This is a genomic window from Klebsiella sp. 1SOBk5mer, assembly GCF_046603115.1.
GTDB classification, from domain to species: domain Bacteria; phylum Pseudomonadota; class Gammaproteobacteria; order Enterobacterales; family Enterobacteriaceae; genus Klebsiella; species Klebsiella quasipneumoniae.
The window spans coordinates 23,017-47,926 of record NZ_JBKIUU010000010.1 but is presented as its reverse complement, the minus strand read 5'-3'; the positions used below and the strand labels follow the sequence as shown (position 1 = coordinate 47,926).

The 24,910-nt window shown below is 56.6% G+C and carries 26 protein-coding genes; 19 read left to right on the top strand and 7 right to left on the bottom strand.

From position 1 onward, the window contains the following. The first annotated feature begins 16 nt into the window (after positions 1–16). The 8 genes from mrdA (at position 17) to lipA (ending at position 8,889) form a co-directional block, all read left to right on the top strand. On the top strand, positions 17–1,918 hold the full coding sequence (gene mrdA / locus ACLH1U_RS20180; RefSeq protein WP_023288833.1) for a peptidoglycan DD-transpeptidase MrdA: 1,902 nt from the start codon (positions 17–19) through the stop codon (positions 1,916–1,918). Beyond that, positions 1,918–3,030, top strand: coding sequence for a peptidoglycan glycosyltransferase MrdB (gene mrdB / locus ACLH1U_RS20175; RefSeq protein ID WP_004885876.1), 1,113 nt, complete (start codon positions 1,918–1,920; stop codon positions 3,028–3,030). Before mrdA ends, mrdB begins: the two co-directional genes overlap by 1 nt. Positions 3,031–3,041: 11 nt before the next feature. Then, complete coding sequence (gene rlpA, locus ACLH1U_RS20170) at positions 3,042–4,190, top strand: endolytic peptidoglycan transglycosylase RlpA (protein WP_060589627.1); 1,149 nt, start codon at positions 3,042–3,044, stop codon at positions 4,188–4,190. Between the two features lie 139 nt (positions 4,191–4,329). Beyond that, a complete protein-coding gene (dacA, locus tag ACLH1U_RS20165) occupies positions 4,330–5,529 on the top strand; it encodes a D-alanyl-D-alanine carboxypeptidase DacA (protein ID WP_105490818.1) in 1,200 nt (399 codons plus the stop codon). 112 nt (positions 5,530–5,641) lie between these two features. After that, a complete protein-coding gene (gene ybeD, locus ACLH1U_RS20160; RefSeq protein WP_002894474.1) occupies positions 5,642–5,905 on the top strand; it encodes a DUF493 family protein YbeD in 264 nt (87 codons plus the stop codon). Positions 5,906–6,009: 104 nt separating this feature from the next. Next, the gene (gene lipB, locus ACLH1U_RS20155; protein WP_023288830.1) at positions 6,010–6,654 is read left to right on the top strand and encodes a lipoyl(octanoyl) transferase LipB; all 645 of its coding nucleotides are present in this window, start codon (positions 6,010–6,012) and stop codon (positions 6,652–6,654) included. Between the two features lie 129 nt (positions 6,655–6,783). Further along, positions 6,784–7,743: a YbeF family transcriptional regulator gene (locus ACLH1U_RS20150; protein ID WP_023288829.1), complete on the top strand. Its 960-nt coding sequence runs from the start codon at positions 6,784–6,786 to the stop codon at positions 7,741–7,743. A 180-nt stretch (positions 7,744–7,923) separates the two neighbouring features. Next, entirely contained in the window at positions 7,924–8,889 is a 966-nt protein-coding gene (lipA, locus tag ACLH1U_RS20145; protein WP_023288828.1) for a lipoyl synthase, read from the top strand. Positions 8,890–9,079: 190 nt separating this feature from the next. On the opposite strand, the gene tatE is transcribed toward lipA, so the two are convergent. Together tatE and ACLH1U_RS20135 are read right to left on the bottom strand one after the other, a co-directional pair. Beyond that, positions 9,080–9,286, bottom strand: a complete 207-nt coding sequence (tatE, locus tag ACLH1U_RS20140; protein ID WP_023288827.1) for a twin-arginine translocase subunit TatE — start codon at positions 9,284–9,286, stop codon at positions 9,080–9,082. Between the two features lie 242 nt (positions 9,287–9,528). Further along, positions 9,529–10,317: a deaminated glutathione amidase gene (locus ACLH1U_RS20135; protein WP_032455116.1), complete on the bottom strand. Its 789-nt coding sequence runs from the start codon at positions 10,315–10,317 to the stop codon at positions 9,529–9,531. An 89-nt stretch (positions 10,318–10,406) separates the two neighbouring features. Between ACLH1U_RS20135 and crcB the strand changes: the two genes are divergently transcribed. Then, entirely contained in the window at positions 10,407–10,790 is a 384-nt protein-coding gene (crcB, locus tag ACLH1U_RS20130) for a fluoride efflux transporter CrcB (RefSeq protein WP_002894459.1), read from the top strand. Positions 10,791–10,857: 67 nt separating this feature from the next. On the opposite strand, the gene cspE is transcribed toward crcB, so the two are convergent. Both cspE and pagP read right to left on the bottom strand, forming a co-directional pair. Next, complete coding sequence (cspE, locus tag ACLH1U_RS20125; protein ID WP_002439184.1) at positions 10,858–11,067, bottom strand: transcription antiterminator/RNA stability regulator CspE; 210 nt, start codon at positions 11,065–11,067, stop codon at positions 10,858–10,860. 194 nt (positions 11,068–11,261) lie between these two features. Continuing rightward, entirely contained in the window at positions 11,262–11,783 is a 522-nt protein-coding gene (gene pagP / locus ACLH1U_RS20120; RefSeq protein ID WP_223171797.1) for a lipid IV(A) palmitoyltransferase PagP, read from the bottom strand. Positions 11,784–12,118: 335 nt separating this feature from the next. On the opposite strand from pagP, the gene dcuC reads away from it, so the two are divergent. The 4 genes from dcuC (at position 12,119) to uspG (ending at position 15,585) form a co-directional block, all read left to right on the top strand. Continuing rightward, a complete protein-coding gene (gene dcuC / locus ACLH1U_RS20115; protein WP_023288824.1) occupies positions 12,119–13,492 on the top strand; it encodes an anaerobic C4-dicarboxylate transporter DcuC in 1,374 nt (457 codons plus the stop codon). Between the two features lie 92 nt (positions 13,493–13,584). Then, positions 13,585–14,382 carry a ribonuclease I gene (gene rna / locus ACLH1U_RS20110; RefSeq protein WP_064794473.1) on the top strand — a complete coding sequence of 266 codons (798 nt, stop codon included), beginning with the start codon at positions 13,585–13,587 and terminating at the stop codon, positions 14,380–14,382. A gap of 177 nt (positions 14,383–14,559) precedes the next feature. After that, on the top strand, positions 14,560–14,970 hold the full coding sequence (gene rnk / locus ACLH1U_RS20105; protein ID WP_032455114.1) for a nucleoside diphosphate kinase regulator: 411 nt from the start codon (positions 14,560–14,562) through the stop codon (positions 14,968–14,970). A 186-nt stretch (positions 14,971–15,156) separates the two neighbouring features. Further along, on the top strand, positions 15,157–15,585 hold the full coding sequence (gene uspG, locus ACLH1U_RS20100) for a universal stress protein UspG (RefSeq protein ID WP_002894401.1): 429 nt from the start codon (positions 15,157–15,159) through the stop codon (positions 15,583–15,585). Positions 15,586–15,661: 76 nt separating this feature from the next. On the opposite strand, the gene ahpF is transcribed toward uspG, so the two are convergent. Both ahpF and ahpC read right to left on the bottom strand, forming a co-directional pair. Beyond that, the gene (gene ahpF, locus ACLH1U_RS20095) at positions 15,662–17,227 is read right to left on the bottom strand and encodes an alkyl hydroperoxide reductase subunit F (protein ID WP_017899084.1); all 1,566 of its coding nucleotides are present in this window, start codon (positions 17,225–17,227) and stop codon (positions 15,662–15,664) included. A gap of 369 nt (positions 17,228–17,596) precedes the next feature. Next, the gene (ahpC, locus tag ACLH1U_RS20090; protein ID WP_002894394.1) at positions 17,597–18,160 is read right to left on the bottom strand and encodes an alkyl hydroperoxide reductase subunit C; all 564 of its coding nucleotides are present in this window, start codon (positions 18,158–18,160) and stop codon (positions 17,597–17,599) included. 410 nt (positions 18,161–18,570) lie between these two features. Here ahpC and dsbG point away from each other — a divergent pair, with 410 nt between their 5' ends. The 4 genes from dsbG (at position 18,571) to ACLH1U_RS20070 (ending at position 22,381) form a co-directional block, all read left to right on the top strand. Then, positions 18,571–19,320: a thiol:disulfide interchange protein DsbG gene (dsbG, locus tag ACLH1U_RS20085; protein WP_411299424.1), complete on the top strand. Its 750-nt coding sequence runs from the start codon at positions 18,571–18,573 to the stop codon at positions 19,318–19,320. A 180-nt stretch (positions 19,321–19,500) separates the two neighbouring features. Further along, the gene (gene citR / locus ACLH1U_RS20080; RefSeq protein ID WP_139620555.1) at positions 19,501–20,433 is read left to right on the top strand and encodes a DNA-binding transcriptional repressor CitR; all 933 of its coding nucleotides are present in this window, start codon (positions 19,501–19,503) and stop codon (positions 20,431–20,433) included. Between the two features lie 113 nt (positions 20,434–20,546). After that, on the top strand, positions 20,547–21,770 hold the full coding sequence (locus ACLH1U_RS20075; RefSeq protein WP_101861807.1) for a phosphoadenosine phosphosulfate reductase: 1,224 nt from the start codon (positions 20,547–20,549) through the stop codon (positions 21,768–21,770). Then, on the top strand, positions 21,755–22,381 hold the full coding sequence (locus ACLH1U_RS20070; protein WP_072421338.1) for an IbrB-like domain-containing protein: 627 nt from the start codon (positions 21,755–21,757) through the stop codon (positions 22,379–22,381). Before ACLH1U_RS20075 ends, ACLH1U_RS20070 begins: the two co-directional genes overlap by 16 nt. On the opposite strand, the gene ACLH1U_RS20065 is transcribed toward ACLH1U_RS20070, so the two are convergent. Then, complete coding sequence (locus ACLH1U_RS20065) at positions 22,382–23,527, bottom strand: pyridoxal phosphate-dependent aminotransferase (RefSeq protein WP_411299429.1); 1,146 nt, start codon at positions 23,525–23,527, stop codon at positions 22,382–22,384. A gap of 141 nt (positions 23,528–23,668) precedes the next feature. On the opposite strand from ACLH1U_RS20065, the gene mtnC reads away from it, so the two are divergent. Both mtnC and ACLH1U_RS20055 read left to right on the top strand, forming a co-directional pair. After that, complete coding sequence (gene mtnC, locus ACLH1U_RS20060) at positions 23,669–24,358, top strand: acireductone synthase (RefSeq protein ID WP_023288816.1); 690 nt, start codon at positions 23,669–23,671, stop codon at positions 24,356–24,358. After that, positions 24,355–24,897, top strand: a complete 543-nt coding sequence (locus ACLH1U_RS20055; RefSeq protein WP_023288815.1) for a 1,2-dihydroxy-3-keto-5-methylthiopentene dioxygenase — start codon at positions 24,355–24,357, stop codon at positions 24,895–24,897. The genes mtnC and ACLH1U_RS20055 overlap by 4 nt, the downstream gene beginning before the upstream one ends. Positions 24,898–24,910 lie beyond the last annotated feature (13 nt).

Sequence of the window (24,910 nt, the reverse complement as noted above, 5' to 3'; positions counted from 1 at the left end):
GTAGACTGAGCAGCGAATGAAATTACAGAATTCTTTCCGCGACTATACGGCTGAATCCTCGCTGTTCGTGCGCCGGGCGCTGGTCGCTTTTTTGGGGATTTTGCTGCTTACCGGCGTTCTGATCGCCAACCTGTACAATGTGCAAATCGTTCGCTTCGACGACTATCAGACGCGCTCGAACGAAAACCGCATCAAGCTGGTGCCGATCCCGCCGAGCCGCGGCATTATTTACGATCGCAACGGCACCCCGCTGGCGCTTAACCGCACCATTTATCAGCTGGAGATGATGCCGGAGAAAGTCGATAATGTGCAGCAGACGCTTGATGCGCTACGCGACGTCGTCGATTTAACCGACGATGATATCGCCGGTTTCAAAAAGGAGCGCGCCCGCTCCCATCGCTTTACCTCGATTCCGGTCAAGGTCAACCTCAGCGAAGTGCAGGTGGCCCGCTTTGCCGTCAACCAGTACCGCTTTCCTGGCGTGGAAGTCAAAGGCTACAAGCGCCGTTACTACCCCTATAACTCGGCGCTGACGCACGTCATCGGCTACGTGTCGAAAATTAACGATAAAGACGTCGACCGCCTCGATAAAGAGGGCAAACTGGCCAACTACGCCTCGACCCATGACATCGGTAAGCTGGGTATTGAGCGTTATTACGAGGACGTCCTGCACGGTCAGACCGGCTACGAAGAGGTTGAAGTAAACAACCGCGGCCGCGTTATTCGTCAGCTCAAAGAGGTGCCTCCGCAGGCCGGACGCGACATCTATCTCACCCTCGACCTCAAGCTACAGCAGTATATCGAAACGCTGCTGGCCGGTAGCCGCGCCGCTGTGGTGGTCACCGACCCGCGTACCGGCGCCATTCTGGCGCTGGTTTCGACGCCGAGCTACGACCCGAACCTGTTCGTCGACGGCATCTCCAGCAAAGATTACTCCGGCCTGCTCAACGATCCCAACACACCGCTGGTCAACCGTGCGACGCAAGGGGTCTATCCGCCGGCATCGACGGTCAAACCGTACGTCGCCGTCTCGGCGCTGAGCGCCGGGGTGATCACGCGCAATACCAGCCTGTTCGACCCTGGCTGGTGGCAGCTGCCCGGCTCGGAGAAACGCTATCGTGACTGGAAAAAATGGGGCCACGGCCACCTGAACGTCACCAAAGCGCTGGAGGAGTCCGCGGATACCTATTTCTATCAGGTCGCCTATGACATGGGCATCGATCGCCTCTCGGAGTGGATGAGCAAGTTCGGCTACGGCCACTATACCGGTATCGACCTCGCCGAAGAGCGCTCGGGCAACATGCCGACCCGCGAATGGAAGCTCAAACGCTTTAAGAAACCCTGGTACCAGGGGGACACCATTCCGGTGGGCATCGGCCAGGGTTACTGGACCGCCACGCCGATCCAGATGAACAAAGCGCTGATGATCCTGATTAACGACGGGGTGGTGAAAGTGCCGCACCTGCTGCAAAGCACCGTGGAAGACGGCAAGCCCGTTCCGTGGGTCCAGCCTCATGAGCCGCCGGTAGGCGACATCCATTCCGGCTACTGGGAAATCGCCAAAGACGGCATGTTCGGCGTGGCCAACCGCGGCAACGGCACCGCGCACAAATATTTCGCCAGCGCGCCGTATAAAATCGCGGCCAAGTCCGGTACCGCCCAGGTGTTCGGCCTGAAGGCCAACGAAACCTATAACGCGCACCGAATCTCTGAGCGTCTGCGTGACCATAAACTGATGACGGCGTTTGCGCCTTATAACAACCCGCAGGTTGCCGTGGCGATGATCCTGGAAAACGGCGGTGCCGGCCCGGCGGTCGGTACGATTATGCGCCAAATCCTCGATCACATCATGCTGGGCGATAATAACACCACGCTGCCAAGCGAAAACCCGGCGGTAACCGCAGGGGAGGATCAATAATGACGGATAATCCGAACAAAAAATCGCTGTGGGATAAGATCCATCTCGATCCCACTATGGTGCTGATCCTGCTGGCGCTGCTGACCTACAGCGCGCTGGTTATCTGGAGCGCCAGCGGTCAGGACGTCGGCATGATGGAGCGTAAAATCGGCCAGATCGCCATGGGCGTGGTGATCATGATCGTCATGGCGCAGATCCCGCCGCGGGTCTATGAGGGCTGGGCGCCCTACCTCTATATTTTCTGTATTATTCTGCTGGTGGCCGTCGACGCCTTCGGCGCCATCTCCAAAGGGGCGCAGCGCTGGCTGGATCTCGGTATCGTCCGCTTTCAGCCGTCGGAGATTGCAAAAATCGCCGTGCCGCTGATGGTGGCGCGCTTTATTAACCGCGACGTCTGCCCGCCTTCGCTGAAGAATACCGGTATTGCCCTGGTGCTGATCTTCCTGCCGACGCTGCTGGTGGCGGCGCAGCCTGACCTCGGGACCTCGATTCTGATCGCCCTCTCCGGTCTGTTTGTGCTGTTCCTCTCCGGCCTCAGCTGGCGCCTGATCGGCATTGCGGTGGTGCTGGTCGCCGCCTTTATCCCGATTTTGTGGTTCTTCCTGATGCACGACTATCAGCGCCAGCGCGTGATGATGCTGCTCGATCCGGAAACCGACCCGCTGGGCGCGGGGTATCACATTATTCAGTCTAAAATTGCCATTGGCTCCGGCGGTCTGCGCGGCAAAGGCTGGCTGCACGGCACCCAGTCGCAGCTGGAGTTTCTGCCGGAACGCCATACCGACTTTATCTTTGCCGTTCTCGCCGAAGAGCTGGGCCTGATTGGCGTGCTGATCCTGCTGGCGCTCTATATTCTGCTGATCATGCGCGGACTGTGGATCGCCGCCCAGGCGCAGACCACCTTTGGCCGGGTCATGGCCGGTGGTTTAATGTTGATTTTATTCGTTTATGTCTTCGTAAATATTGGTATGGTGAGTGGTATTTTACCGGTGGTGGGCGTACCGTTGCCGCTGGTGAGCTACGGGGGCTCCGCCCTGATCGTATTGATGGCCGGGTTTGGTATCGTGATGTCGATCCATACCCACAGAAAAATGTTGTCGAAAAGCGTTTAAAGGGGTTCGCAATGCGTAAGCAATGGCTGGGGATCTGCATAGCAGCGGGGCTGCTGGCGGCATGTTCGAGTGATGACGTGCAACAAAAGACGGTCAGTACTCCACAGCCGGCCGTCTGTAATGGCCCGACGGTTGAGATCAGCGGCGCCGATCCGCAGTATGAAACGCCGAACGCGACGGCGAATCAGGATTATGAGCGCGACGGTAAGCGCTACAACATCGTCCAGGATCCGGCAAACTTTACTCAGGCCGGTTTCGCGGCGATCTATGACGCGGAACCCAACAGCAACCTGACCGCCAGCGGTGAAACCTTCGACCCGACGCAGTTGACCGCGGCGCACCCGACGCTGCCGATCCCGAGCTATGCGCGGATCACCAACCTCGCCAACGGGCGCATGATCGTCGTGCGGATTAACGATCGCGGTCCCTACGGCAACGATCGGGTTATCTCACTCTCCCGCGCGTCCGCCGACCGCCTGAACACCTCGAATAACACCAAAGTGCGTATCGACCCGATCATCGTCGCGCCTGACGGTTCGCTTTCCGGCCCGGGGATGGCTTGTACCACCGTCGCCAAACAGACTTACGCCCTGCCCGCCCGTCCGAATCTGGACGGCGGTGACGCCGCTGGCATGAGCCAGCCCGCGCCCACTGACGTTCGCCCGATCAGCAACAGCACGCTGAAGCCGGAAGACAGCGTTGGCGCACCGGTGAACAGCGGCGGTTTCCTCGGCGCCCCGACGCCGCTGAACAGCGGCGTGCTGGAGAGCAGCGAACCCGCAGCCGCCGCCGCGACGGCACCTGCCGCCGGCGCCACGCCAGCAGCGCCGGTGACCGCGCCCGGCTCCATCCAGGGTAGCGTCGCGCCCGCAGCGGCCACCGCCGCAGCCGCCGGCGCCGTTGCCGCTTCGTCTTCCGCCGCCTCCAGCGCCAGCGGTAGCTTTGTCGTGCAGGTGGGCGCAGTGAGCGACCAGGCGCGGGCGCAGCAGTATCAGCAGCGTCTGAGCCAGCAGTTCTCTGTGCCAGGCCGGGTCATGCAAAACGGCGCGGTGTGGCGTATTCAGCTGGGGCCGTTTGCCGACAAGGCGCAGGCCAGCGCCGTTCAGCAGCGCCTGCAAAGCGAAGCGCAGCTGCAGTCCTTTATTACTCGCGCCAACTAAAGGCCGCGGGCAGCCCGTTCATCTTGCGCATGTAAAAGTCATTAACAAACTCATGCGCAATGTCGGATGCTGGCCCGCAGAGCATTTGCTATAGTAAGGCACTTTTTTTAACTCCATCACGGATGCCGTTGTTCTGACCATGAAGACCTCTTTCACCGCTCGTTTACTCATCACGGCGCTCTCCGTTGCAGCGCTCTCCTCCGCTGCCCGCGCCGATGACCTGAATATCAAAACGATGATCCCAGGCGCCCCGCAGATTGACGCCGAATCCTGGATCCTTATCGATTACAACTCTGGCAAGGTGCTGGCTGAAAACAACGCCGACTCCCGCCGCGACCCGGCCAGTCTGACCAAAATGATGACCAGCTATGTTATCGGTCAGGCGATGAAAGCGGGCAAATTCAAAGAGTCCGATCTGGTCACCGTCGGCAACGACGCCTGGGCCACCGGCAACCCGGTATTCAAAGGCTCTTCCCTGATGTTCCTCAAGCCGGGGATGCAGGTGCCGGTTTCCCAGCTGATCCGCGGTATCAACCTGCAGTCCGGTAACGATGCCTGCGTGGCGATGGCCGACTATGTCGCCGGCAGCCAGGACGCCTTCGTCAGCCTGATGAACAACTACGTCAACGCCCTCAGCCTGAAAAACACCCATTTCCAGACTGTTCACGGCCTCGATGCTGACGGCCAGTTCAGCTCGGCGCGCGACATGGCGCTGATTGGCCAGGCGCTGATCCGCGACGTGCCGAACGAGTACTCCATCTATCGTGAGAAAGAGTTCACTTTCAACGGTATCCGCCAGCTGAACCGTAATGGCCTGCTGTGGGATAACAGCCTGAACGTCGACGGCATCAAAACCGGCCACACCGACAAAGCGGGCTACAACCTTGTCGCTTCCGCCACCGAAGGGCAGATGCGTCTGATCTCGGCGGTAATGGGCGGCCGGACGTTCAAAGGGCGTGAGTCGGAAAGCAAAAAACTGCTGACCTGGGGCTTCCGCTTCTTCGAAACCGTCAACCCAATTAAAGCCGGCAAAGAGTTTGCTTCCGAACCGGCCTGGTTCGGCGACAGCGATCGCGCTTCGCTGGGGGTGGATAAAGACGTCTACCTGACCATCCCGCGCGGCCGGATGAAAGATCTGAAAGCCAGCTACGTGCTGAATAATACTGAGCTGCACGCCCCGCTGCAGAAAAACCAGGTCGTCGGCACCATTAACTTCCAGCTGGATGGTAAAACCATTGACCAGCACCCGCTGGTGGTGCTGCAGGAAATTCCGGAAGGTAATTTCTTCGGTAAAATTATTGATTACATTAAATTAATGTTCCACCACTGGTTTGGTTAAAAATCGAACACTTGAAAGTGTGATTTCCATCCCCATATACTATTCATCCAAGTAACCTGATAACTCCCGCCCTTGGTGGGAGTTATTATTTTGTCGTAACACCGGAGCTGACATGAAAACCAAACTTAACGAACTGCTTGAATTCCCTACGCCATTTACTTACAAAGTAATGGGGCAGGCGTTGCCTGAGCTGGTTGATCAGGTGGTGGAAGTGGTACAGCGCCATGCGCCTGGTGATTACTCGCCGTCAGTAAAACCGAGCAGCAAAGGTAACTACCACTCGGTCTCCATCACCATCAACGCCACTCACATTGAACAAGTGGAAACGCTGTACGAAGAGTTAGGCAATATCGATATCGTTCGGATGGTGCTGTAACCTTTTCCCTGACCCGGCCGCCGTGCCGGGTCTTCTCATTCCCTCCCGCACGGCTGTGATATACTCCCCGACCTGAATTCTCTCTTCCCGGCGGAGATGTTGTTTTGCAGCACAATAAAATTCTAATCCGGCAGCTTGGCCTGCAACCTTACGAACCCGTCTCGCAGGCGATGCACGAATTTACCGACGCCCGTGATGAAGATACCCTCGATGAGATCTGGCTGGTGGAACATCACCCGGTTTTCACCCAGGGTCAGGCCGGCAAAGCGGAACACCTGCTGGTGCCCGGTGATATTCCGGTGATCCAGAGCGATCGCGGCGGCCAGGTAACCTATCACGGCCCGGGACAGCAGGTAATGTACGTCCTGTTGAACCTCAAGCGCCGCAAGCTGGGCGTGCGTGAACTGGTGACGCTGCTGGAGCAAACGGTCGTCAATACCCTTGCCGAATACGGTATTGAGTCGCACCCCCGCGCCGACGCCCCTGGCGTCTACGTCGGCGATCGCAAAATATGCTCTCTGGGGCTGCGGATCCGTAAAGGCTGCTCTTTCCACGGCCTGGCGCTCAATATCGCGATGGATCTGACGCCGTTTCTGCGTATCAACCCCTGCGGCTATGCCGGTATGGAGATGACGCAAATGCGCCAGTGGCAGCCGGAAGCCACTCCGGAGACAGTGGCTCCGCGGCTGGTCGCCCATCTGCTGGCGCTGCTGAACAATCCCCCGCACGAATACCTTCCTCAGGGTTAAGGGCAGACCAGCGCCCCGCTGACGGCGGGGTGCTGAACGAGTAACACATTATTTTTGCAATCAATTGTCACGCACGGCAACGCGGTGGGCCGCTATACTTGGCCTATCATTCCCAACCGGACTCATCGCGTGCCAGAGAATACGCCGCCGTCAGAATCTCCTGACCGACAGGACGAACGTTACGACCGTCAGATGTTTCGCATCCTGCGTAATATTGACCTCAATCTGTTGACCATCTTCGAAGCCGTGTACGTACACAAAGGTATCGTCAATGCCGCGAAGATACTCAATATCACGCCGTCGGCCATTAGCCAGTCAATAAACAAACTGCGGGCGCTGTTCCCCGATCCGCTGTTTATCCGTAAAGGCCAGGGCGTAACGCCCACCGCCTATGCCACCCATCTTCACCAGTACATCAGCCGCGGTATGGAGGCTTTCCTCAGCGCGCTGGATATCACCGGCAGCCCGCATCAGCAGCGGGTGATCACTATCGCCACCACGCCAGCCATGGGGGCGCTGCTGATGCCTGGCCTGGCCAGCGCGCTGAAGCCGGTCTTTCCGCAGATCCTGCTGCACAACATCGCCCTCACCGACGCCGCGCGGCAGCTTGACCAGCGCCAGGTGGATTTGTTGATTGATACCCATCTGCACAGCGGCCAGGCGATAAGCCATCACGTGCTGTATCAGGAACGGGTGCAGATGTACTGCCGCGCTGGGCATCCCGCGCTGGAGGGTCCGCAGGATGAATCCGCCCTTGCACAATACGAGTTTGCGCTGCTGCTGCCGGAAGGCCAGCGCTACCCTACGCTGCACCGTCGGCTGCAGGAGGAGATGGGCGAGCGCCGCTGCGGTTTCAGCACCTTCAACCTGCTAACCCAGGCGGCAATGATCGCCGAGAGCGACATGCTGGGGCTGACCACCGAGCGCCTGTTCGCCATGGTATCCCGTCTCTGGCCGCTACAGACCCTGGACTTCCCCTCCCTGCGGGAAGAGCAGATTGATGTTGCGCTGCACTTCAATAAGCAGAGCGGGAAAGAGCCATTGCTGAAAGAGATCATTGAGACCGTGATCCAGGCGTTTAAGGCGTAGCGCACGGAAGGGAAAAGGATAAAACAACAACTATTTTACAATTTGCCGGGCAGGCAGGCTGCTTTCTGCCCCTTTTCAATGGTATACTGCCTGCTCTTGATTCAAAAATAGTTGATAATTGCAACATTTCATTGAATTAATTCGCTTTCCTTCGTGACTCGCAACTGGAACACGCACGCTATGAGTAAACCCATTGTGATGGAACGCGGTGTTAAGTACCGCGACGCCGATAAAATGGCCCTTATCCCGGTGAAGAACGTGGCAACTGAGCGTGAAGCTCTGCTCAGAAAACCGGAATGGATGAAAATCAAACTTCCGGCAGACTCGTCCCGTATCCAGGGAATCAAAGCAGCGATGCGTAAGAACGGCCTGCACTCCGTGTGCGAAGAGGCCTCCTGCCCGAACCTTGCAGAGTGCTTCAACCACGGTACCGCGACCTTTATGATCCTCGGCGCGATCTGTACCCGCCGTTGCCCATTCTGCGACGTGGCGCATGGCCGCCCGGTCGCGCCAGATGCGAACGAGCCACAGAAGCTGGCGCAAACTATCGCCGATATGGGGCTGCGCTACGTGGTGGTCACTTCGGTGGACCGTGATGACCTGCGCGATGGCGGCGCACAGCATTTTGCCGACTGCATCAGCGCCATTCGCGAGAAAAACCCGACGATTAAAATCGAAACGCTGGTCCCGGATTTCCGCGGCCGCATGGATCGCGCCCTGGATATTCTGACGGTGACCCCGCCGGACGTCTTCAACCACAACCTCGAAAACGTACCGCGCCTCTATCGTCAGGTGCGTCCGGGCGCGGATTACAACTGGTCGCTGAAGCTGCTGGAGCGTTTTAAAGAAGCGCACCCGGAGATCCCGACAAAATCCGGCCTGATGGTGGGCCTGGGCGAAACCAACGACGAGATCATCGAAGTCATGCGCGACCTGCGCCGTCATGGCGTCACCATGCTGACATTAGGCCAGTATCTGCAGCCGAGCCGTCACCACCTGCCAGTGCAGCGTTACGTTAGCCCGGAAGAGTTTGAAGAGATGAAAGCGGAAGCCATGGCGATGGGCTTCACCCACGCCGCCTGCGGCCCCTTCGTTCGCTCTTCCTATCACGCCGACCTGCAGGCTAAAGGGATGGAAGTTAAATAACCTGCCGCTTCTCCCGCTGCGTCACGTCCTGGCGCAGCGGCGCTCTCCGCTTCATTCGCTTCGCCTTCCCGTAACAGTTAGTTGCATCTTTCCTGCGCGGCGTCGACAAAAACGACAAAGGCCGCAACGTCAAACGTCGCGGCCTCTTCGCCGTACCACCCGCATCCCGCCAGGGGACGCAGCCGGAGAATTACTCTTTATGAGAGAGCTTCTGCGCCGGTGCTTCGTCTTCAGCGGTGGTTTTTTTCGCGCTATCGTCATCTTCGTTCATGGCTTTTTTAAAGCCCTTGATAGCCGACCCCAGGTCGCCGCCCAGCGTACGTAATTTCTTGGTACCAAACACTAAGATAATCAGTGCTGCGACTACCAGCAGTTTGGTAATACTAATCTCACCCATAGCTAACCTTCTTCTCTATACAAGCTGCGAATACGCCATCATACACGCATTTATCCGTCATATTGTAATCCACCTGTGCGTGGGCTGCGTGATTCAGCCCGAGGCCTCCCCTCCGGGAGTGAGCGCTGGGGTGTCCGTCCTGACGTGCACAGCGAATTATTGGGATAAACAATACGGGTATTTGGCGCGCGGACACAATAGCAATCTGTAACAAGGTGAATCAAGCCTTGTTTAAAAAAACGTCACAATAATTGCGGTGGCGCAAACCGTCGGTTCTGCAGCACCGGCAAACGCTCGCGAACCCGCGCAAGGTAGTCTGCGGAAATATCGGCATAGATCAGCTGCGGCTCGCTCCCCGCGCCCGCCACGGTGGTCCCCAGCGGATCGACGATGCGGCTCTGCCCGATGTTACGCGTCCCGCATTCGCCTGCCGCCACGACGTAGCAGGTCGTGTCCAGCGCGCGCGCCGCCAGCAGCGTCGCCCAGTGATGCTCTTTTTGCGGCCCTTTCACCCATGCGGTGGGCAGCACCAGCAGCTGCGCCCCGTTCAGCGCCAGCGACAGCGCCAGCTCCGGAAAACGCAGATCGTAACAGGTCATCAGGCCAACGCGGAAACCCGCCACTTCAATCACCGGCGGGATTTGCCGGCCGGGATCCACCCGCCGGGACTCCTGCATTGCGAAGGCATCGTATAAATGAAGTTTGTGATAATGGGCAATAACCTTCCCTTCACGCAATACCACCAGCGTGTTGGTTGCTCTCCCCTCCCCCGACGGCACATGCAGCGTCAGGATCGTCGTCAGGCCGTTACGCGCGCTCTCGGCCAGCAGCAGCTGTAAAAACTCCCCATCCAGCGTTTGGGCCGATTTCACCGACAGATCCGGGTCGTTGTCATCACGTGCCAGCAACGCCTCCGGCAGCACCAGCAGCGCCGCCCCTTCACGCGCCGCCTGCTGCATCATCGCCACACAAGTTTGCGCATTCGTCCGCCATACTGGCGTGACGATAAACTGCCCTGCCGCTACCCGCATGTTTTTCTCCCGTCAGGTTATGAATAGCCAATTGCGCCCGTTGCGCGCTACACTTGACACTCTCTTACATCAAATAGCAGGAAACGACCGTGTTTCAACTTCTTTGCGCCGTTTTTATTGGCGGCGGCACCGGCAGCGTTTTGCGCTGGTGGCTCGGCATGAAGCTCAATCCTGTGCACCATGCTATCCCGATTGGGACGCTGACTGCCAACCTGTTAGGCGCCTTTGTGATCGGCGCCGGGCTGGCGTGGTTTAATAGACTGACCGGCATTGACCCGATGTGGAAACTGCTGATCACCACGGGTTTCTGCGGCGGGTTGACCACCTTCTCCACCTTCTCTGCGGAAGTGGTGTTTCTTCTGCAGCAGGGGCGAGTGAGCTGGGCGCTCCTCAACGTCGCGGTGAACTTGCTGGGCTCGTTTGCCATGACGGCTGTCGCCTTCTGGCTCTTCTCGCAGGCCGCCAGCCGCTAAAGGCGTAATCAACAGGCAAAAAAAAACCCGCTGATTAGCGGGTTTTTATATTCTACTGACGCGTTGCTTACAGAGCGATTACGTTTGCAGCAGAAGGGCCTTTGGCACCGTTAGTGATTTCGAACTCTACGCGCTGACCTTCAGCCAGAGTTTTGAAACCGTTGGACTGGATTGCAGAGAAGTGTACGAATACATCTTTGCTGCCATCTTCCGGAGTAATGAAACCGAATCCTTTGGACTCATTAAACCACTTAACGTTACCTTTAATCTTAGACATCAAAATTACCTTTATATGAAAAATCGACACTAATGCTGTGTCGGGTATCAGTACACCAATTGTGGTACCTTTTGTCCAGTGCAACTTTGCTAAAAAGTGATAAAAGTCGCTATCTTTTTTAGTGGGTAACGCTTTAGTCCTTGTTTTTCCACAAGACGCATCGCTTATCTCATTTATTGCTAAGACTTAGCGAATTAAAACTGTATGCGAGCCCAGGCGAAGTAAACGTTACCGTTATTGTAGGTACCGGGAATATAGGTCATCTGGAACGTTGCCGGACCGTAACCTATTGACGCTAAGGGCAAGATCACCGGAATCGGGATGTAGTTCCAGTTATCGCGCGCCGTCACCCCGAGGGTATAGCCGAGACCGAGGCGGAAGTTCTGGTCCGTCAGCGGACGCCAGGTTTTCTCCCAACCGTAGCCGCCGATGGGTTCCCACTTATTGAAAGAGTCTTTAAACGCCATCAGGTACAGGCCGTGCCAGTTCCCTTTCTCATCCCAGCGCGAAACGCCGAAGCCTGCCCCCCACGGACGTTCGTTATACTTGTCCGTCTTTTCCTTATCATAAGCAAAGCGCGCGTGCCAGGTGATGGCTGGAACGTACAGATCATAGTGCTCCGGCTCATTCCAGGTCTGCGCAACGTTATTACTTAAGGTATGGTAACCTTCGCTAAGGGTCGATGAAAACGACGCGCTGGCGTTTCCGGATACCAATAACCATCCTAAAAAACCAAGAGAAAACAATGAAAAACGACGTAACATCAACACTTTTCTATTACCACTTTCATTTAAAAGCCACCTAAGATAGCAAAGATAGTCTCAATACAGGTTGAACGAAATAAGGCAAACTCCTGATTTTCGCCCGCTGACCATCAGAACCGCTTAACTATCCATCTGGTGATTATATCCAGGCGGGACGGGAGGGGCGTAGTTCTTATCGCTTTATTGATTTGCATCAGCGAGTTTCGTCCGTTTTTTCGGCACATTCGCACATTAAAATTTGGTGTGGCGCTTTTTAACTACATATTCTTTGGGCTTAGGGGAAATGAATGCTGACGTTTGTTGAGATCCTGATCGGGATTGCGGTCATTGTGGGCGTCGCCCGCTATATCATTAAGGGCTATTCAGCCACCGGCGTGCTGTTCGTCGGCGGCTTAATATTGCTGATCGTCAGCGCCCTGCTGGGTCATAAAGTCTTACCAGGCAATACCGAGGGCACCGGTTACTCCGCCACTGACATTATTGAATACATTAAGATTCTACTCATGAGCCGTGGCGGCGATTTGGGTATGATGATCATGATGCTGTGCGGCTTCGCCACCTATATGACGCATATTGGCGCCAATGATATGGTGGTGAAATTAGCCTCAAAGCCATTGCGCTATATCAATTCGCCCTATCTGCTGATGATTGCCGCCTACTTTGTCGCCTGCCTGATGTCGCTGGCCGTCTCCTCCGCGACCGGCCTCGGCGTCCTGCTGATGGCGACGCTGTTCCCGGTGATGGTAAACGTCGGTATCAGCCGCGGTGCGGCGGCGGCCATCTGCGCCTCCCCGGCGGCGATTATCCTTTCGCCTACCTCGGGTGACGTCGTGCTGGCGGCAAAAGCGGCCGAAATGCCGCTGATCGACTTTGCCTTCAAGACCACGCTGCCGATCTCTATCGCCGCTATCATCTGCATGGCGATCGCCCACTTCTTCTGGCAGCGCTACCTGGATAAGAAAGAGAACATTTCCCACGAAATGCTCGACGTCAACGAGATCACCACCAATGCCCCGGCGCTGTACGCCATCCTGCCGTTTACCCCGATTATTGGCGTACTGATCTTTGATGGCAAATGGGGACCGGAACTGCACATTATTACCATCCTCGTCGGCTGCATGCTGCTGGCGGCGATCCTCGAATTCCTGCGCGGGTTCAACACCAAAAACGTCTTCAGCGGACTGGAAGTCGCCTACCGCGGGATGGCTGACGCCTTCGCCGGGGTGGTGATGCTGCTGGTCGCCGCCGGCGTTTTTGCTCAGGGATTAAGCACCATCGGCTTCATCAACGGTCTGATCTCCATCGCCACTTCCTTCGGCTCGGCCAGTATTATTCTGATGCTGGTGCTGGTGATCCTGACCATGCTGGCGGCGATGACCACCGGCTCCGGCAATGCCCCGTTCTACGCCTTTGTCGAGATGATCCCCAAGCTGGCGCACTCCTCCGGCATCAATCCCGCCTATCTGTCGATCCCGATGCTGCAGGCCTCTAACCTTGGCCGCACGATCTCGCCGGTCTCCGGCGTAGTGGTGGCCGTCGCCGGGATGGCGAAGATCTCCCCGTTCGAAGTGGTCAAACGCACCTCGGTGCCGGTGATGGTTGGCCTGCTGGTGGTGATTGTCGCGACCGAGATCCTCGTCCCGGGCAGCGCGGTCCACTAATGGTCTAACCACGTGAAAAGGCGCCAGCAGGCGCCTTTTTTATGCTTTAATAACTCCCCGTTATCTTTTGCCATCCACAATCAGGAATAAACATGTTCAGGAAGGAATTCGCCGCGCTTGCCCTTGTGCTTACCGCCACTCAGGCCGGCGCTGAACCGCTCACCGCGACGCGATACGCTGATTTTGACCGCTATGTCCTGGCCCTCTCCTGGCAAACCGGATTCTGTCAGAGCATGTATGACCGTAACCGCAACGAACCGGAAGAGTGCCGCCTGCAGCAGGAAACCGCGAATAAAGCCGATTTTCTGACCGTGCACGGTCTGTGGCCCGGGCTGCCAAAGTCCATTGCCGCGCGCGGAGTGGATGAACGACGCTGGATGCGCTACGGCTGCGCCACGCGCCCGGTACCCGACATGCCGGAGGTGAAGGCGAACCGCAAATGTCAGGCGGCGGAGACGGGATTGTCGCTGGAGATGGCCAACAAACTGAATAGCGTAATGCCGGGTGCGGGCGGCACCTCCTGCCTCGAACGTTACGAATATGCCAAACATGGCGTCTGCTTCGGCTTCGATCCCGACAGCTATTTTGGCGCCATGGTGCGCCTGAACGGGGAAATTAAGCGCAGCCCGGTTGGTGATTTCCTTGCCAAACACTATGGCCAAACCGTCAGTCGGGCCGACTTCGACGCCGCCGTGGCCCGCGCCTGGGGTCCGCAGAGCGTGAAGGCGTTTAAATTAACCTGTAACGGTAATCCTGCCTATTTGACCGAGATGCAAATCTCGCTCAACGCCGCGACCATCAACGCCCCACTGGCCACCTCCGCCTTTCTGCCCCAGCCTCACCCGGGTAATTGCGGCGCGCAGTTTATCCTCGATAAGGTTGGCCACTAGCGCAACGCGGCATACTGTTCAGAAAACGCCCTTCGCCGGAGGCGTTGCGCGCTGATTGTGCGTTTCATCACTTCAAACTGCCGGCAACTCTCAGTATGATGGGAGAACCTTAACCCTTGCCTTTTTCGGCGAGGGTTTTCTTTTACGGACAGGTTCCTGGATAACATGGAGTATGCAATGACCAGACCCGCAATCATCATTAACGAACTGGATGCCGAACGTATCGACAGGCTGCTGGAGCAGCCGGCTTTCGCCAGCTCGCCGGTTGCCGATGCCCTGAACGACGAGCTCGACCGTGCGCAAATGCTGGCGCCGGAAGCGATGCCGCACGATGTCGTCACCATGAACAGTACGGTTAAATTCCGCGATTTGACCAGCGGCGAAGAGCGCGTGCGGACGCTGGTGTTTCCGACGCAGGTGACCGACAGCGCCAGCCAGCTCTCCGTCCTCGCGCCGGTGGGCGCCGCGCTGCTCGGCCTCAAGGTCGGCAGCACCATTCACTGGGAGCTGCCGGGCGGGGCGTCGACGCACCTGGAAGTGCTGGCGCTGCTGTACCAGCCGGAAGCCGCTGGCGAATTCCACCGTTAATCCCCGCTGCCTGAGGCGTATCGCGCTTTATTCAGAGGATGTCCACACATCCTCTTTCTGCTGTCTTCCCCCGCTAACCTTTTTTTACGCTTTGCGCCTGCCTGACTGACAGTTTTGCGACCTGAATGACACAATATCCGCATATAATATGTTGATATAGACGCAAACGAACAAGGAGGATTGCATATGTATAAGACTATCATTATGCCGGTTGATGTCTTTGAGATGGCGCTGAGCGATAAAGCCGTCCGGCATGCGGAGTTTCTGGCCCAGCAGGACGGGGTGATCCATCTGCTCCACGTCTTACCCGGTTCAGCGAGCTTCACGATGAGCCGTTTTACCGCCGACCTGCGGCGTTTTGAGGAACATCTGCAGCACGAGGCGGAAACCCGCCTGCAGACCATGGTCAGCCATTTCAGCATTGACCCATCGCGGATCAAGCTGCATGTGCGTTTCGGCAGCGTGCGCGACATGGTCAACGAACTGGCCAGCGAAATAAACGCCGACGTGGTGGTGATTGGCTCACGCAATCCCTCCATCAGTACTCACCTGTTGGGCTCCAACGCCTCGAGCGTCATCCGTCACGCCCATATCCCGGTGATGGTCGTCAGGTAAGGCTGAGGAAAAGCGCATAAAAAAAGAGGCTACCCCTGGGTAGCCTCTTTGTTATGCAGGTCTATTGTCTGACTTGTTATGCGGTTTTCGTGCGGATCAGGTAGTCGAAGGCGCTCAGCGACGCTTTCGCCCCCTCCCCTGCCGCGATGATAATCTGCTTGTACGGCACGGTGGTGCAGTCACCGGCGGCGAATACGCCTTTAACGTTGGTTTCGCACTTCGCATCGATGATGATCTCGCCCATGCGGTTACGCTCAACCGCGCCTTCCAGCCAGGTGGTATTAGGCAGCAGGCCGATCTGCACGAAGATGCCCGCCAGCGCGACGTGATGCTCATCGCCGCTCACCCGGTCACGATACTGCAGACCGGTGACCTTGCTGCCGTCGCCTTTCACTTCCGTGGTCTGCGCATTGAGAATAATGTCGACATTCTTCAGACTGCGGACTTTATCCTGCAGCACCTGGTCGGCCTTCATCTCCGGTGCGAATTCCAGCAGGGTCACGTGTTCCACGACGCCCGCCAGGTCGATGGCGGCTTCCACGCCGGAGTTCCCCCCGCCGATCACCGCCACGCGCTTACCTTTAAACAGCGGGCCGTCGCAGTGCGGGCAGTAGGTTACGCCCTTGGTGCGATACTGATCTTCGCCCGGCACGTTCATGTTGCGCCATTTCGCCCCGGTGGCAATGATGACGCTGCGCGCCTTCAGCACCGCGCCGGAGGCGGTTTCGATCTGATGCAGGCCGCCCTCTGTCGCCGCTGGCGTCAGTTTGGTCGCGCTCTGGGAGTCGATCACATCGACGTTATAGTCGCTAACGTGCGCTTTCAGGGCCCCGGCCAGCTTCTGGCCTTCGGTTTTCGGCACCGAAATGTAGTTTTCGATATCCACGGTATCCAGCACCTGGCCGCCGAAGCGCTCGCCCATCAGGCCGGTACGAATCCCTTTACGCGCAGAGTAAACCGCGGCCGCCGCGCCGGACGGGCCGGAACCGACGATCAGCACATCGTAAGCGTCACGCTGATTCAGCTCTTCCGCTGCGCGTTTTTCCGCACCGGTGTCCACTTTGGCGACGATTTCCGTCAGCGTCATCCGCCCCTGACCAAACTCCTGGCCGTTCATGAACACCGCCGGCACGCCCATCACGTTGCGCTCGGTGATCTCATTCTGGAAAGTACCACCGTCAATCGCCGTATGTTTGATACGCGGGTTGAGCACCGCCATCAGGTTCAGCGCCTGGACCACGTCCGGGCAGTTATGGCAGGAGAGCGAGTAGTAGGTTTCAAACTCGAAGTCGCCATCGATATCGCGGATCTGCTCCAGCAGAGACTGAGCCTCTTTCGACGGATGACCGCCGGTCCACAGCAGCGCCAGCACCAGCGAGGTAAACTCGTGGCCCAGCGGGGAGCCCGCAAAGCGTGGGCCCTGGTCGGAACCGGGGTTAGTAATCAGGAACGATGGCTTGCGTACCGCCAGCGTATTGTCTTCTTTAAAGGTGACTTTGTCTGACAGTTCAGCAATTTCAGCCAGCAGTTCCCTGATTTCTGCCGATTTAGCGCTGTCATCCAGCGTGGCAATCAGCTCAACAGGCTTGGTCAGCTTCTCAAGATAGGCCTTGAGCTGGGTTTTCATGTTGGTGTCGAGCATTGTTATCTCCTGGGCTTAAAACATCATCATGCAAGCGGCCTTGTCAGGCTGCCTGAATGCGCTTGCATCATGGTGTTGGAATGAAATGGGCGCAGGTGCGCCCATGACTGAAGTAATTTCCAAAGTATTTCGCGTCAGAGCAAGGCGGCTAGCCTGAGAATCCCCGAGAGCTTACTGAAGTAAGCGACCGGGGTGAGCAGGCGACGCCAACGCAGCTATGGCATGAAAGACGACGGAAATTTTAATTCACCAGTATTTCGCGTTAGAGCAAGGCGGCAAGCTTATGAACCCCCGGGAGCTTACACGAGTAAGTGACCGGGGTGATTAAGCGCAGCCAACGCCGCTATGATGCGAAAGACGCCGTGATTATTAGATTTTGCCGACCAGGTCCAGGGATGGAGCCAGCGTCGCTTCGCCTTCTTTCCATTTCGCCGGGCACACTTCGCCTGGGTGGGAAGCAACATACTGCGCCGCTTTGATTTTACGCAGCAGGTCAGACGCGTCACGGCCGATACCTTCAGCGGTAACTTCGATCGCCTGGATGATACCCTGCGGGTCAACCACGAAGGTGGCGCGGTCAGCCAGACCTTCATCTTCACGCATGTTGTCGAAGTTACGGGTCAGGGCGCCAGTCGGGTCGCCAATCATCGCGTATTTGATTTTCGCGATGGTTTCAGAGCTGCTGTGCCACGCTTTGTGGGTGAAGTGGGTATCGGTAGAAACAGAGTAAACGTCTACGCCCAGCTTCTGCAGTTCTTCGTAATGGTCAGCCACGTCGCCCAGTTCGGTCGGGCAGACGAAGGTGAAGTCAGCCGGATAGAAGAAGAAGACGCTCCAGCGGCCTTCGGTGTCTTTCTCGGTGACTTCGATGAATTCACCATTTTTGAATGCCTGGTTTTTGAACGGTTTGATTTTGGTGTTAATTAAGGACATCTATACTTCCTCCGTGTTTTCGTTGAGGTCTAAGTTAACGAATTTTTCCTGACCCGACCAATGCGTTTACATTATCGAATCAATAAGCGTTATCTAACAACCGGAACAAGACAACAATGTGAACCTGTCGACGCGTTCAGCGCAGTTCGCTGTTTTTCGCATCATTTGCCGCGACAAAAGTAAAAAGGCCACCCTTTCAGGCGGCCCCGTTACCTGAAATACCCGAAGGTAGGTTCAGCGCCAGTCAGACTGGCTATGTGTTGCGCTCTACATTACCTTAATGTAACAGCATCCAGGATTACATCACCCACGCCAGGAAAGGGCAATCCGTCGTTCTGCTGATCCTGCCTATAACTGTAATAGGTTTGGCAATGTTTCTTCCTTTCCTGCTGATTTTACAAGGAATACTCATGTTAAAACGTCTGCTGTTGCTCAGCCTTTTGCCTTTTTGTAGCTATGCGGAAGAACTGCCCGCCCCGGTAAAAGCAATTGAAAAACAGGGCATTACCATCATCAAACCCTTTGACGCGCCGGGGGGAATAAAGGGCTGGCTGGGGAAATACCAGGATATGGGCGTCGCCATCTACCTCACGCCTGACGGCAAACATGCCATTTCCGGTTATATGTACGACGAAAACGGCAACAACCTCAGCGAGCAGTTATTTCAAAAAGCGCTCTACACGCCGGCGGGACAGGAGATGTGGAAGAAGATGGCCAGCGCCCACTGGCTGCAGGATGGCGACAAGGACGCCCCCATCGTGCTGTATGTCTTTGCCGATCCCTTCTGCCCTTACTGCAAACAGTTCTGGCAGCAGTCCCGTCCCTGGGTGGAGGCCGGTAAAGTGCAGATCCGCACCCTGCTGGTGGGCGTGATCAAGCCGGAGAGCCCGGCCACCGCCGCGGCGATCCTCGCCAGTAAAGATCCGGCGAAAACCTGGCACGATTACGAGCAATCGAACGGCAAAATGGCCCTGACGATACCGAAGGCTATCCCGCCGAAGAAGATGAAAATGCTCAACGTCAATCAGCAGCTGATGGACGATCTGGGGGCCAACGTCACGCCAGCTATTTATTATATGAATAAGGATAATATGCTGCAGCAGGTGGTCGGCCTGCCGGATAAAGAGAAGCTGTCTATTATGATGGGTGAAAAAGAGTAATTTCGTCCCGGTGTGGCGCCTGGCGAATCCGACCGCTGGTGCCACTGCCGATAGTAAGATATATTAAGCAAAACTTAATTTTATTTGCCCACAATTAAATTCACACCGCAAATACTAAGACGCAAGATATTATCGTTAGAAATATTTTAACTTACACTGGCAATAAACAGGACTGTGTTAATGGCAAATCTTTACGATCTGAAAAAGTTCGATCTAAATTTATTGGTTATTTTTGAATGTATTTATCAGCATTTAAGCATCAGCAAAGCGGCGGCGATGTTATTTATCACCCCGTCAGCGGTAAGTCAGTCATTGCAGCGTCTGCGTCAGCAGTTAGACGATCCGCTATTTGTGCGCGTCGGGAAGGGAATGACGCCCACCACCGCCTGCGTGAATCTTCATTACCACCTGCAGCAAAATCTGGAGCAGCTGGAAAAAACGATCAATCTCAATAACCGCTCCGATCTGCGTAAACGTATTGTAATATATGGCCCCCCGCTGTTCTGTTCAGTAAACAGCCACTTTATGATTAACCAGCTTTGTCATCAGGCCAACTTGCAAATTGAACACCATAACCTGACCACCACCGAATCGGCAGAGGAGCTGCTGGCATATCGCCAGGCTGACCTGGTGTTCACCCGAATGCCCATCACCAACCGCGCCACCATCTGTCAGCCCTATCAGACGGTGCAGACCCTCGCGGTGTGTCGGACGAACCATCCGCGGCGCGAGGCGCTCACGTCAGTTGACGCGCTGGCGCAGGAGTTTTTCACCCACTATATTACCAACGATCCCGTTATCCAGCGCGTTCAGCAAAGCAGCACGCCCTGGCTGAACCCGCGTAATATTGCCTTTCGCAGCGACTCTTTTATGACCATTCTTAACATGATCAATAAAACCGATCTGATTGGCTTCTTGCCGTCCTATTTATATGATTTTATTTCGCCAGCCATGCAACTTCACGTCCTCGATATAAACGAACTTTTTCCAGACATTACGATATATATTAACTACCATCAATCATCCGCACAAAATCATTTTTTATCTGAATTAATCACCATTTTAATGAATGACAGAGAGATATCACGCCCCCTACTCAATAACAGCAAATAACGTTCCGACTTATTGCCCCTCCCCAAAGGAAGGGAAAGTCGACCATTAATTTCCCACGCATCATCGTTTATACTGAGCGAACGGGAATCTCTAGTATTAAAGGATTAATGGTCATGTCGTTTATCAAATATCCCTTACCGGAATCGGTGCTGCAGGCGACGGAGCAGCGGATCGATTGGGTTATGGATAATTTTTCACGCATTTGCGTCTCTTTCTCTGGCGGAAAAGACTCTACCGTTATGCTCCATTTAACCGCGCAGGCAGCGCGGTTACAGGGTAAGAAAATCAGCGTGCTGTTTATTGACTGGGAAGCGCAGTTCTCCTGCACCATCGCTCACTGTGAAAAACTGCGCGCCCTCTATCAGGATGTTATCGATACCTTTTACTGGGTCGCCCTGCCGCTCACTACCCAAAATGCCCTGACGCAGTATAAGCCGCAATGGCAATGCTGGCAGCCCGGCACCGCCTGGGTCCGCCAGCCCCCCTCCTGGGCCATTACCCACCCGGGCTATTTTTCGTTTTATCAGCCGGGGATGAGCTTTGAAGCCTTCGTCAGCCACTTTGCCGAGTGGTTTTCACAGCGCCGTCCCGCCGCCGTGCTGGTGGGTATTCGGGCAGATGAGTCGCTGAATCGCTTTATGACCATCTCTTCTCAGCGAAAACAGCGCTTCGCCGACGATAAACCGTGGACCACCTCGGCGCCGGGCGGCCACGCCTGGTACATCTACCCGATCTATGACTGGAAAACCGCCGATATCTGGACCTGGTTTGCTAAAAGCGGCCAGCCCTATAACCCGCTGTACGATCTGATGTATCAGGCCGGTGTGCCGCTGCGCTATATGCGCATCTGCGAACCCTTCGGTCCGGAGCAGCGCCAGGGGCTATGGCTGTACCATGTGCTGGAGCCGGAGCGCTGGGCCGCGATGTGCCAGCGGGTGAGCGGCGCGCACAGCGGCGGCGTCTATGCCGGGCATGATAATCAATTCTACGGTCACCGAAAAATCGACAAACCGGACCATTTGACATGGAAAAGCTATGCGCTGTTTCTGCTCGACAGCATGCCGGAAACCACCGCCGAGCATTACCGCAATAAGATCGCCGTCTACCTGCGCTGGTACCAGAAAAAAGGCATGGAAGAGATCCCTGATACTCAGCCCGCGGACGTTGGCACCAAAGATATCCCCTCCTGGCGACGGATCTGCAAAGTGCTACTCAATAATGACTACTGGTGCCGCCAGCTCTCCTTCAGCCCAACCAAAAGCAGCCACTATCAGCGCTACCGAAAACGTATGGAAAAACATCGCCAACAATGGGGGATATTATGCAACAACAACTAACGCAGGCGCTGGAGGATTTCCTGCAAACGCTGGATGACGAAGCGCGTATCGAGGCTATCAACGCGTTTCGCCAGGTGCTCCACCAACACAGCCCCTTCCGCTCGCAGCCCGTTGACTGTGTGCTGTGGGTCAAACAGGAGCAGGTTATCCCCAACGACTATAATCCGAATAACGTGGCGCCGCCGGAGAAGCGCCTGCTGCAGACCTCGCTGGAGGCCGATGGCTTTACCCAGCCGGTGGTGGTCATCAGGCAGGGACCGCAGGGGTACGCGATTGTCGACGGTTTTCACCGCCATGAGCTGGCCTGCAGCAAAGCGTCGCTGAAAAAAAAGCTGAAAGGCTATCTACCGGTCACCTGCCTGACGCATGAAAACGCCACACGCGACGGGCTGATGGCAGCGACAATACGCCACAACCGGGCGCGCGGACGCCACCAAATCCACGCCATGTCAGATATTGTCCGCGAGCTAACCCGCCTCGGCTGGACGCCGCAGAAGATCGGCAAAGAGCTGGGAATGGATGCCGATGAGGTGCTGCGCCTGAAGCAAATTAGCGGCCTGGCAGAGATGTTCGCCGACCGCCAGTTCTCTCAGGCGTGGACCATAAAGTAACTACAGCTCGCACAAACGCGCCGCCGCGGCCAGCAAGGTCTCCGGTTGTTTGGCGAAGCACAAGCGGATCAGCTTGTGCGGGAACGGGTCGGCGCAGAAGACGGAGAGCGGGATCGCCGCCACCCCAACCTCTGTCGTCAGCCAGCGGCAGAAGCTGACGTCGTCAAGGTCGGAGATGGCGCTGTAGTCCGCCAGCAGGAAATAGGTCCCCTCACAGGGCAGGAGCTCCAGCCGGCTGGGGCGCAGCGCCTCAATAAACAGATCGCGGCGTTCACGGTAAAAGGCCGGTAGTTCTCGGTAGTGATCCGGCGCCTCACGCAGCATGTCGGCGATCGCCAGCTGCGCCGGGGTATTTACCGAGAAGGTCAGATACTGGTGCACCTTGCGCAGCTCCGCGCTGATGGCCGCCGGAGCCACGCAGTAGCCAACCTTCCAGCCGGTCATATGAAACGTTTTGCCAAACGAAGAAACCGCCACCGCCCGCTCGCGCAATAGCGGATGCGCCAGCACGCTGGCGTGGCCGTCCTCGGCAAAGTTGATATGCTCATAGACCTCGTCGCTGAGAACATAGATCTCGCGTTCGGCAATCGCCTGCCACAGGGCGGCAAAATCCTCGCGTTGCCAGACCGTGGCCGAGGGATTGTGCGGGGTGTTGAGGATCACCAGCCGGGTTTTGTCGCTCAGCGTCGCGGCAAACTGCTGCCAGTCGACGCGAAAATGCGGCGGCTGAAGGGCAATACGGCGTAATTCGCCGCCGGCCAGCGCCACCGCGGGAGCATAGCTGTCGTAGCTGGGATCGAAACAGACCACCTCGTCGCCGCGGCGCACCAGAGCGGTAATCGCCGCGTACAGGGCCTCCGTCGCCCCGGCGGTGACCGTAATATCGCTGTTGACGTCGGGTCGATATCCATACCGCTCCGCCGTCTTGTCAGCGATCGCCTCGCGCAGCGCCGGCACGCCGGTCATCGGGGCATACTGATTCGCCCCCTGCGCCACGTGGTACGCCAGACGCTCCTGAAGATAGCGCGGGCCGTCGAAATCGGGAAAGCCCTGCGACAGGTTTATGGCCTGATGCTGCTGGGCGAGAGCGCTCATCTGGGTAAAAATGGTGGTGCCAAGTGACGGAAATTTACTCTCTGGAATCAATGGGTTATTACTCATTCTTTTTGTACCGATTGTAATGCTGTTGTTGAAGCCACTATAACACGATGTTAATATTTGGCAATCAAGACGCTTAGACGTCTAAATGCTAATGTTATTCCACGCTACGCCCACTCTGGAGAAACCATGATCCGCGCCATCGTGACCGACATAGAAGGCACCACCAGCGATATCCGCTTCGTGCATAACGTGCTGTTCCCCTACGCCCGCGAACGACTGGCCGGCTTTGTGACCGCTCAGCAGCACGCTGAACCGGTGAGAACGATCCTCGACAACTTGCGCCGCGAGACAGACGCCCCCGCCGCCAGCACCGCCGACCTGATTGCTACCCTCTTCGCTTTTATGGACGAAGATCGGAAATCCACTGCGCTGAAGGCGCTGCAGGGGATCATCTGGCGCGATGGCTACCTCAACGGCGACTTTACCGGCCATCTCTACCCGGACGTGCTGCCGGCGCTGGAGAAATGGAAAGCACAGGGCATTGATCTGTATGTATATTCTTCTGGCTCCGTGGCAGCGCAGAAATTGTTATTTGGCTACAGCGATGAAGGTGATATTACTCATCTGTTTACGGGCTATTTCGATACCCTGGTAGGCGCCAAACGCGAAGCGCAGTCCTACCGCAATATTGCTGAACACCTGGGCCACGCCCCCGGGGCCATCCTGTTCCTGTCGGATATCCATCAGGAACTCGACGCCGCCGAAGCCGCGGGGTTGCGCACTGTCCAGCTGGTACGCGGCGACCGCGACCCGGCAAGCCGCCACCCTCAGGTTCAGCGTTTTGACGACATTCATCCGGAGCAGATCCCAGCATGAGCGCATTAACCCTTTTTTCCGTGAAAGATCCGCAAACGCCGGTCTGGCACAGCACCGACGCCAAAGCGATTCAGGAGCAGCTTAACGCCAAAGGCGTCCGTTTTGAGCGCTGGCAGGCTGACCGCGATCTCGGCGCGGCCCCCAGCGCAGAAACAGTGATTGCCGCCTATCAGCATGCGATTGACAAACTGGTCGCCGAAAAGGGCTATCAGAGCTGGGACGTCATCAGCCTGCGCGCCGATAACCCGCAGAAAGAGGCGCTGCGGGAAAAATTCCTGAACGAACACACTCATGGCGAAGACGAGGTCCGGTTTTTTGTCGAGGGCGCCGGCCTGTTCTGCCTGCACATTGGCGACGAGGTGTTCCAGGTGCTGTGCGAAAAGAACGATCTGATTTCGGTTCCCGCCCACACTCCGCACTGGTTTGATATGGGTTCAGAACCGAACTTCACCGCCATTCGCATTTTTGATAACCCGGAAGGCTGGATCGCCCAGTTTACCGGCGACGATATCGCCAGCGCCTACCCACGGCTGGCGTAACGTCGCCCTGTCA

Excerpts from the sequence above, each read along its gene's own strand:
- mrdA (WP_023288833.1), top strand. The coding sequence starts at position 17 with ATGAAATTACAGAATTCTTTCCGCGACTATACGGCTGAATCCTCGCTG.
- mrdB (WP_004885876.1), top strand. The coding sequence starts at position 1,918 with ATGACGGATAATCCGAACAAAAAATCGCTGTGGGATAAGATCCATCTC.
- rlpA (WP_060589627.1), top strand. The coding sequence starts at position 3,042 with ATGCGTAAGCAATGGCTGGGGATCTGCATAGCAGCGGGGCTGCTGGCG.
- dacA (WP_105490818.1), top strand. The coding sequence starts at position 4,330 with ATGAAGACCTCTTTCACCGCTCGTTTACTCATCACGGCGCTCTCCGTT.
- ybeD (WP_002894474.1), top strand. The coding sequence starts at position 5,642 with ATGAAAACCAAACTTAACGAACTGCTTGAATTCCCTACGCCATTTACT.
- lipA (WP_023288828.1), top strand. The coding sequence starts at position 7,924 with ATGAGTAAACCCATTGTGATGGAACGCGGTGTTAAGTACCGCGACGCC.
- tatE (WP_023288827.1), bottom strand. The coding sequence starts at position 9,286 with ATGGGTGAGATTAGTATTACCAAACTGCTGGTAGTCGCAGCACTGATT.
- ACLH1U_RS20135 (WP_032455116.1), bottom strand. The coding sequence starts at position 10,317 with ATGCGGGTAGCGGCAGGGCAGTTTATCGTCACGCCAGTATGGCGGACG.
- cspE (WP_002439184.1), bottom strand. The coding sequence starts at position 11,067 with ATGTCTAAGATTAAAGGTAACGTTAAGTGGTTTAATGAGTCCAAAGGA.
- dcuC (WP_023288824.1), top strand. The coding sequence starts at position 12,119 with ATGCTGACGTTTGTTGAGATCCTGATCGGGATTGCGGTCATTGTGGGC.
- rna (WP_064794473.1), top strand. The coding sequence starts at position 13,585 with ATGTTCAGGAAGGAATTCGCCGCGCTTGCCCTTGTGCTTACCGCCACT.
- rnk (WP_032455114.1), top strand. The coding sequence starts at position 14,560 with ATGACCAGACCCGCAATCATCATTAACGAACTGGATGCCGAACGTATC.
- uspG (WP_002894401.1), top strand. The coding sequence starts at position 15,157 with ATGTATAAGACTATCATTATGCCGGTTGATGTCTTTGAGATGGCGCTG.
- ahpF (WP_017899084.1), bottom strand. The coding sequence starts at position 17,227 with ATGCTCGACACCAACATGAAAACCCAGCTCAAGGCCTATCTTGAGAAG.
- ahpC (WP_002894394.1), bottom strand. The coding sequence starts at position 18,160 with ATGTCCTTAATTAACACCAAAATCAAACCGTTCAAAAACCAGGCATTC.
- dsbG (WP_411299424.1), top strand. The coding sequence starts at position 18,571 with ATGTTAAAACGTCTGCTGTTGCTCAGCCTTTTGCCTTTTTGTAGCTAT.
- citR (WP_139620555.1), top strand. The coding sequence starts at position 19,501 with ATGGCAAATCTTTACGATCTGAAAAAGTTCGATCTAAATTTATTGGTT.
- ACLH1U_RS20075 (WP_101861807.1), top strand. The coding sequence starts at position 20,547 with ATGTCGTTTATCAAATATCCCTTACCGGAATCGGTGCTGCAGGCGACG.
- ACLH1U_RS20070 (WP_072421338.1), top strand. The coding sequence starts at position 21,755 with ATGCAACAACAACTAACGCAGGCGCTGGAGGATTTCCTGCAAACGCTG.
- mtnC (WP_023288816.1), top strand. The coding sequence starts at position 23,669 with ATGATCCGCGCCATCGTGACCGACATAGAAGGCACCACCAGCGATATC.
- ACLH1U_RS20055 (WP_023288815.1), top strand. The coding sequence starts at position 24,355 with ATGAGCGCATTAACCCTTTTTTCCGTGAAAGATCCGCAAACGCCGGTC.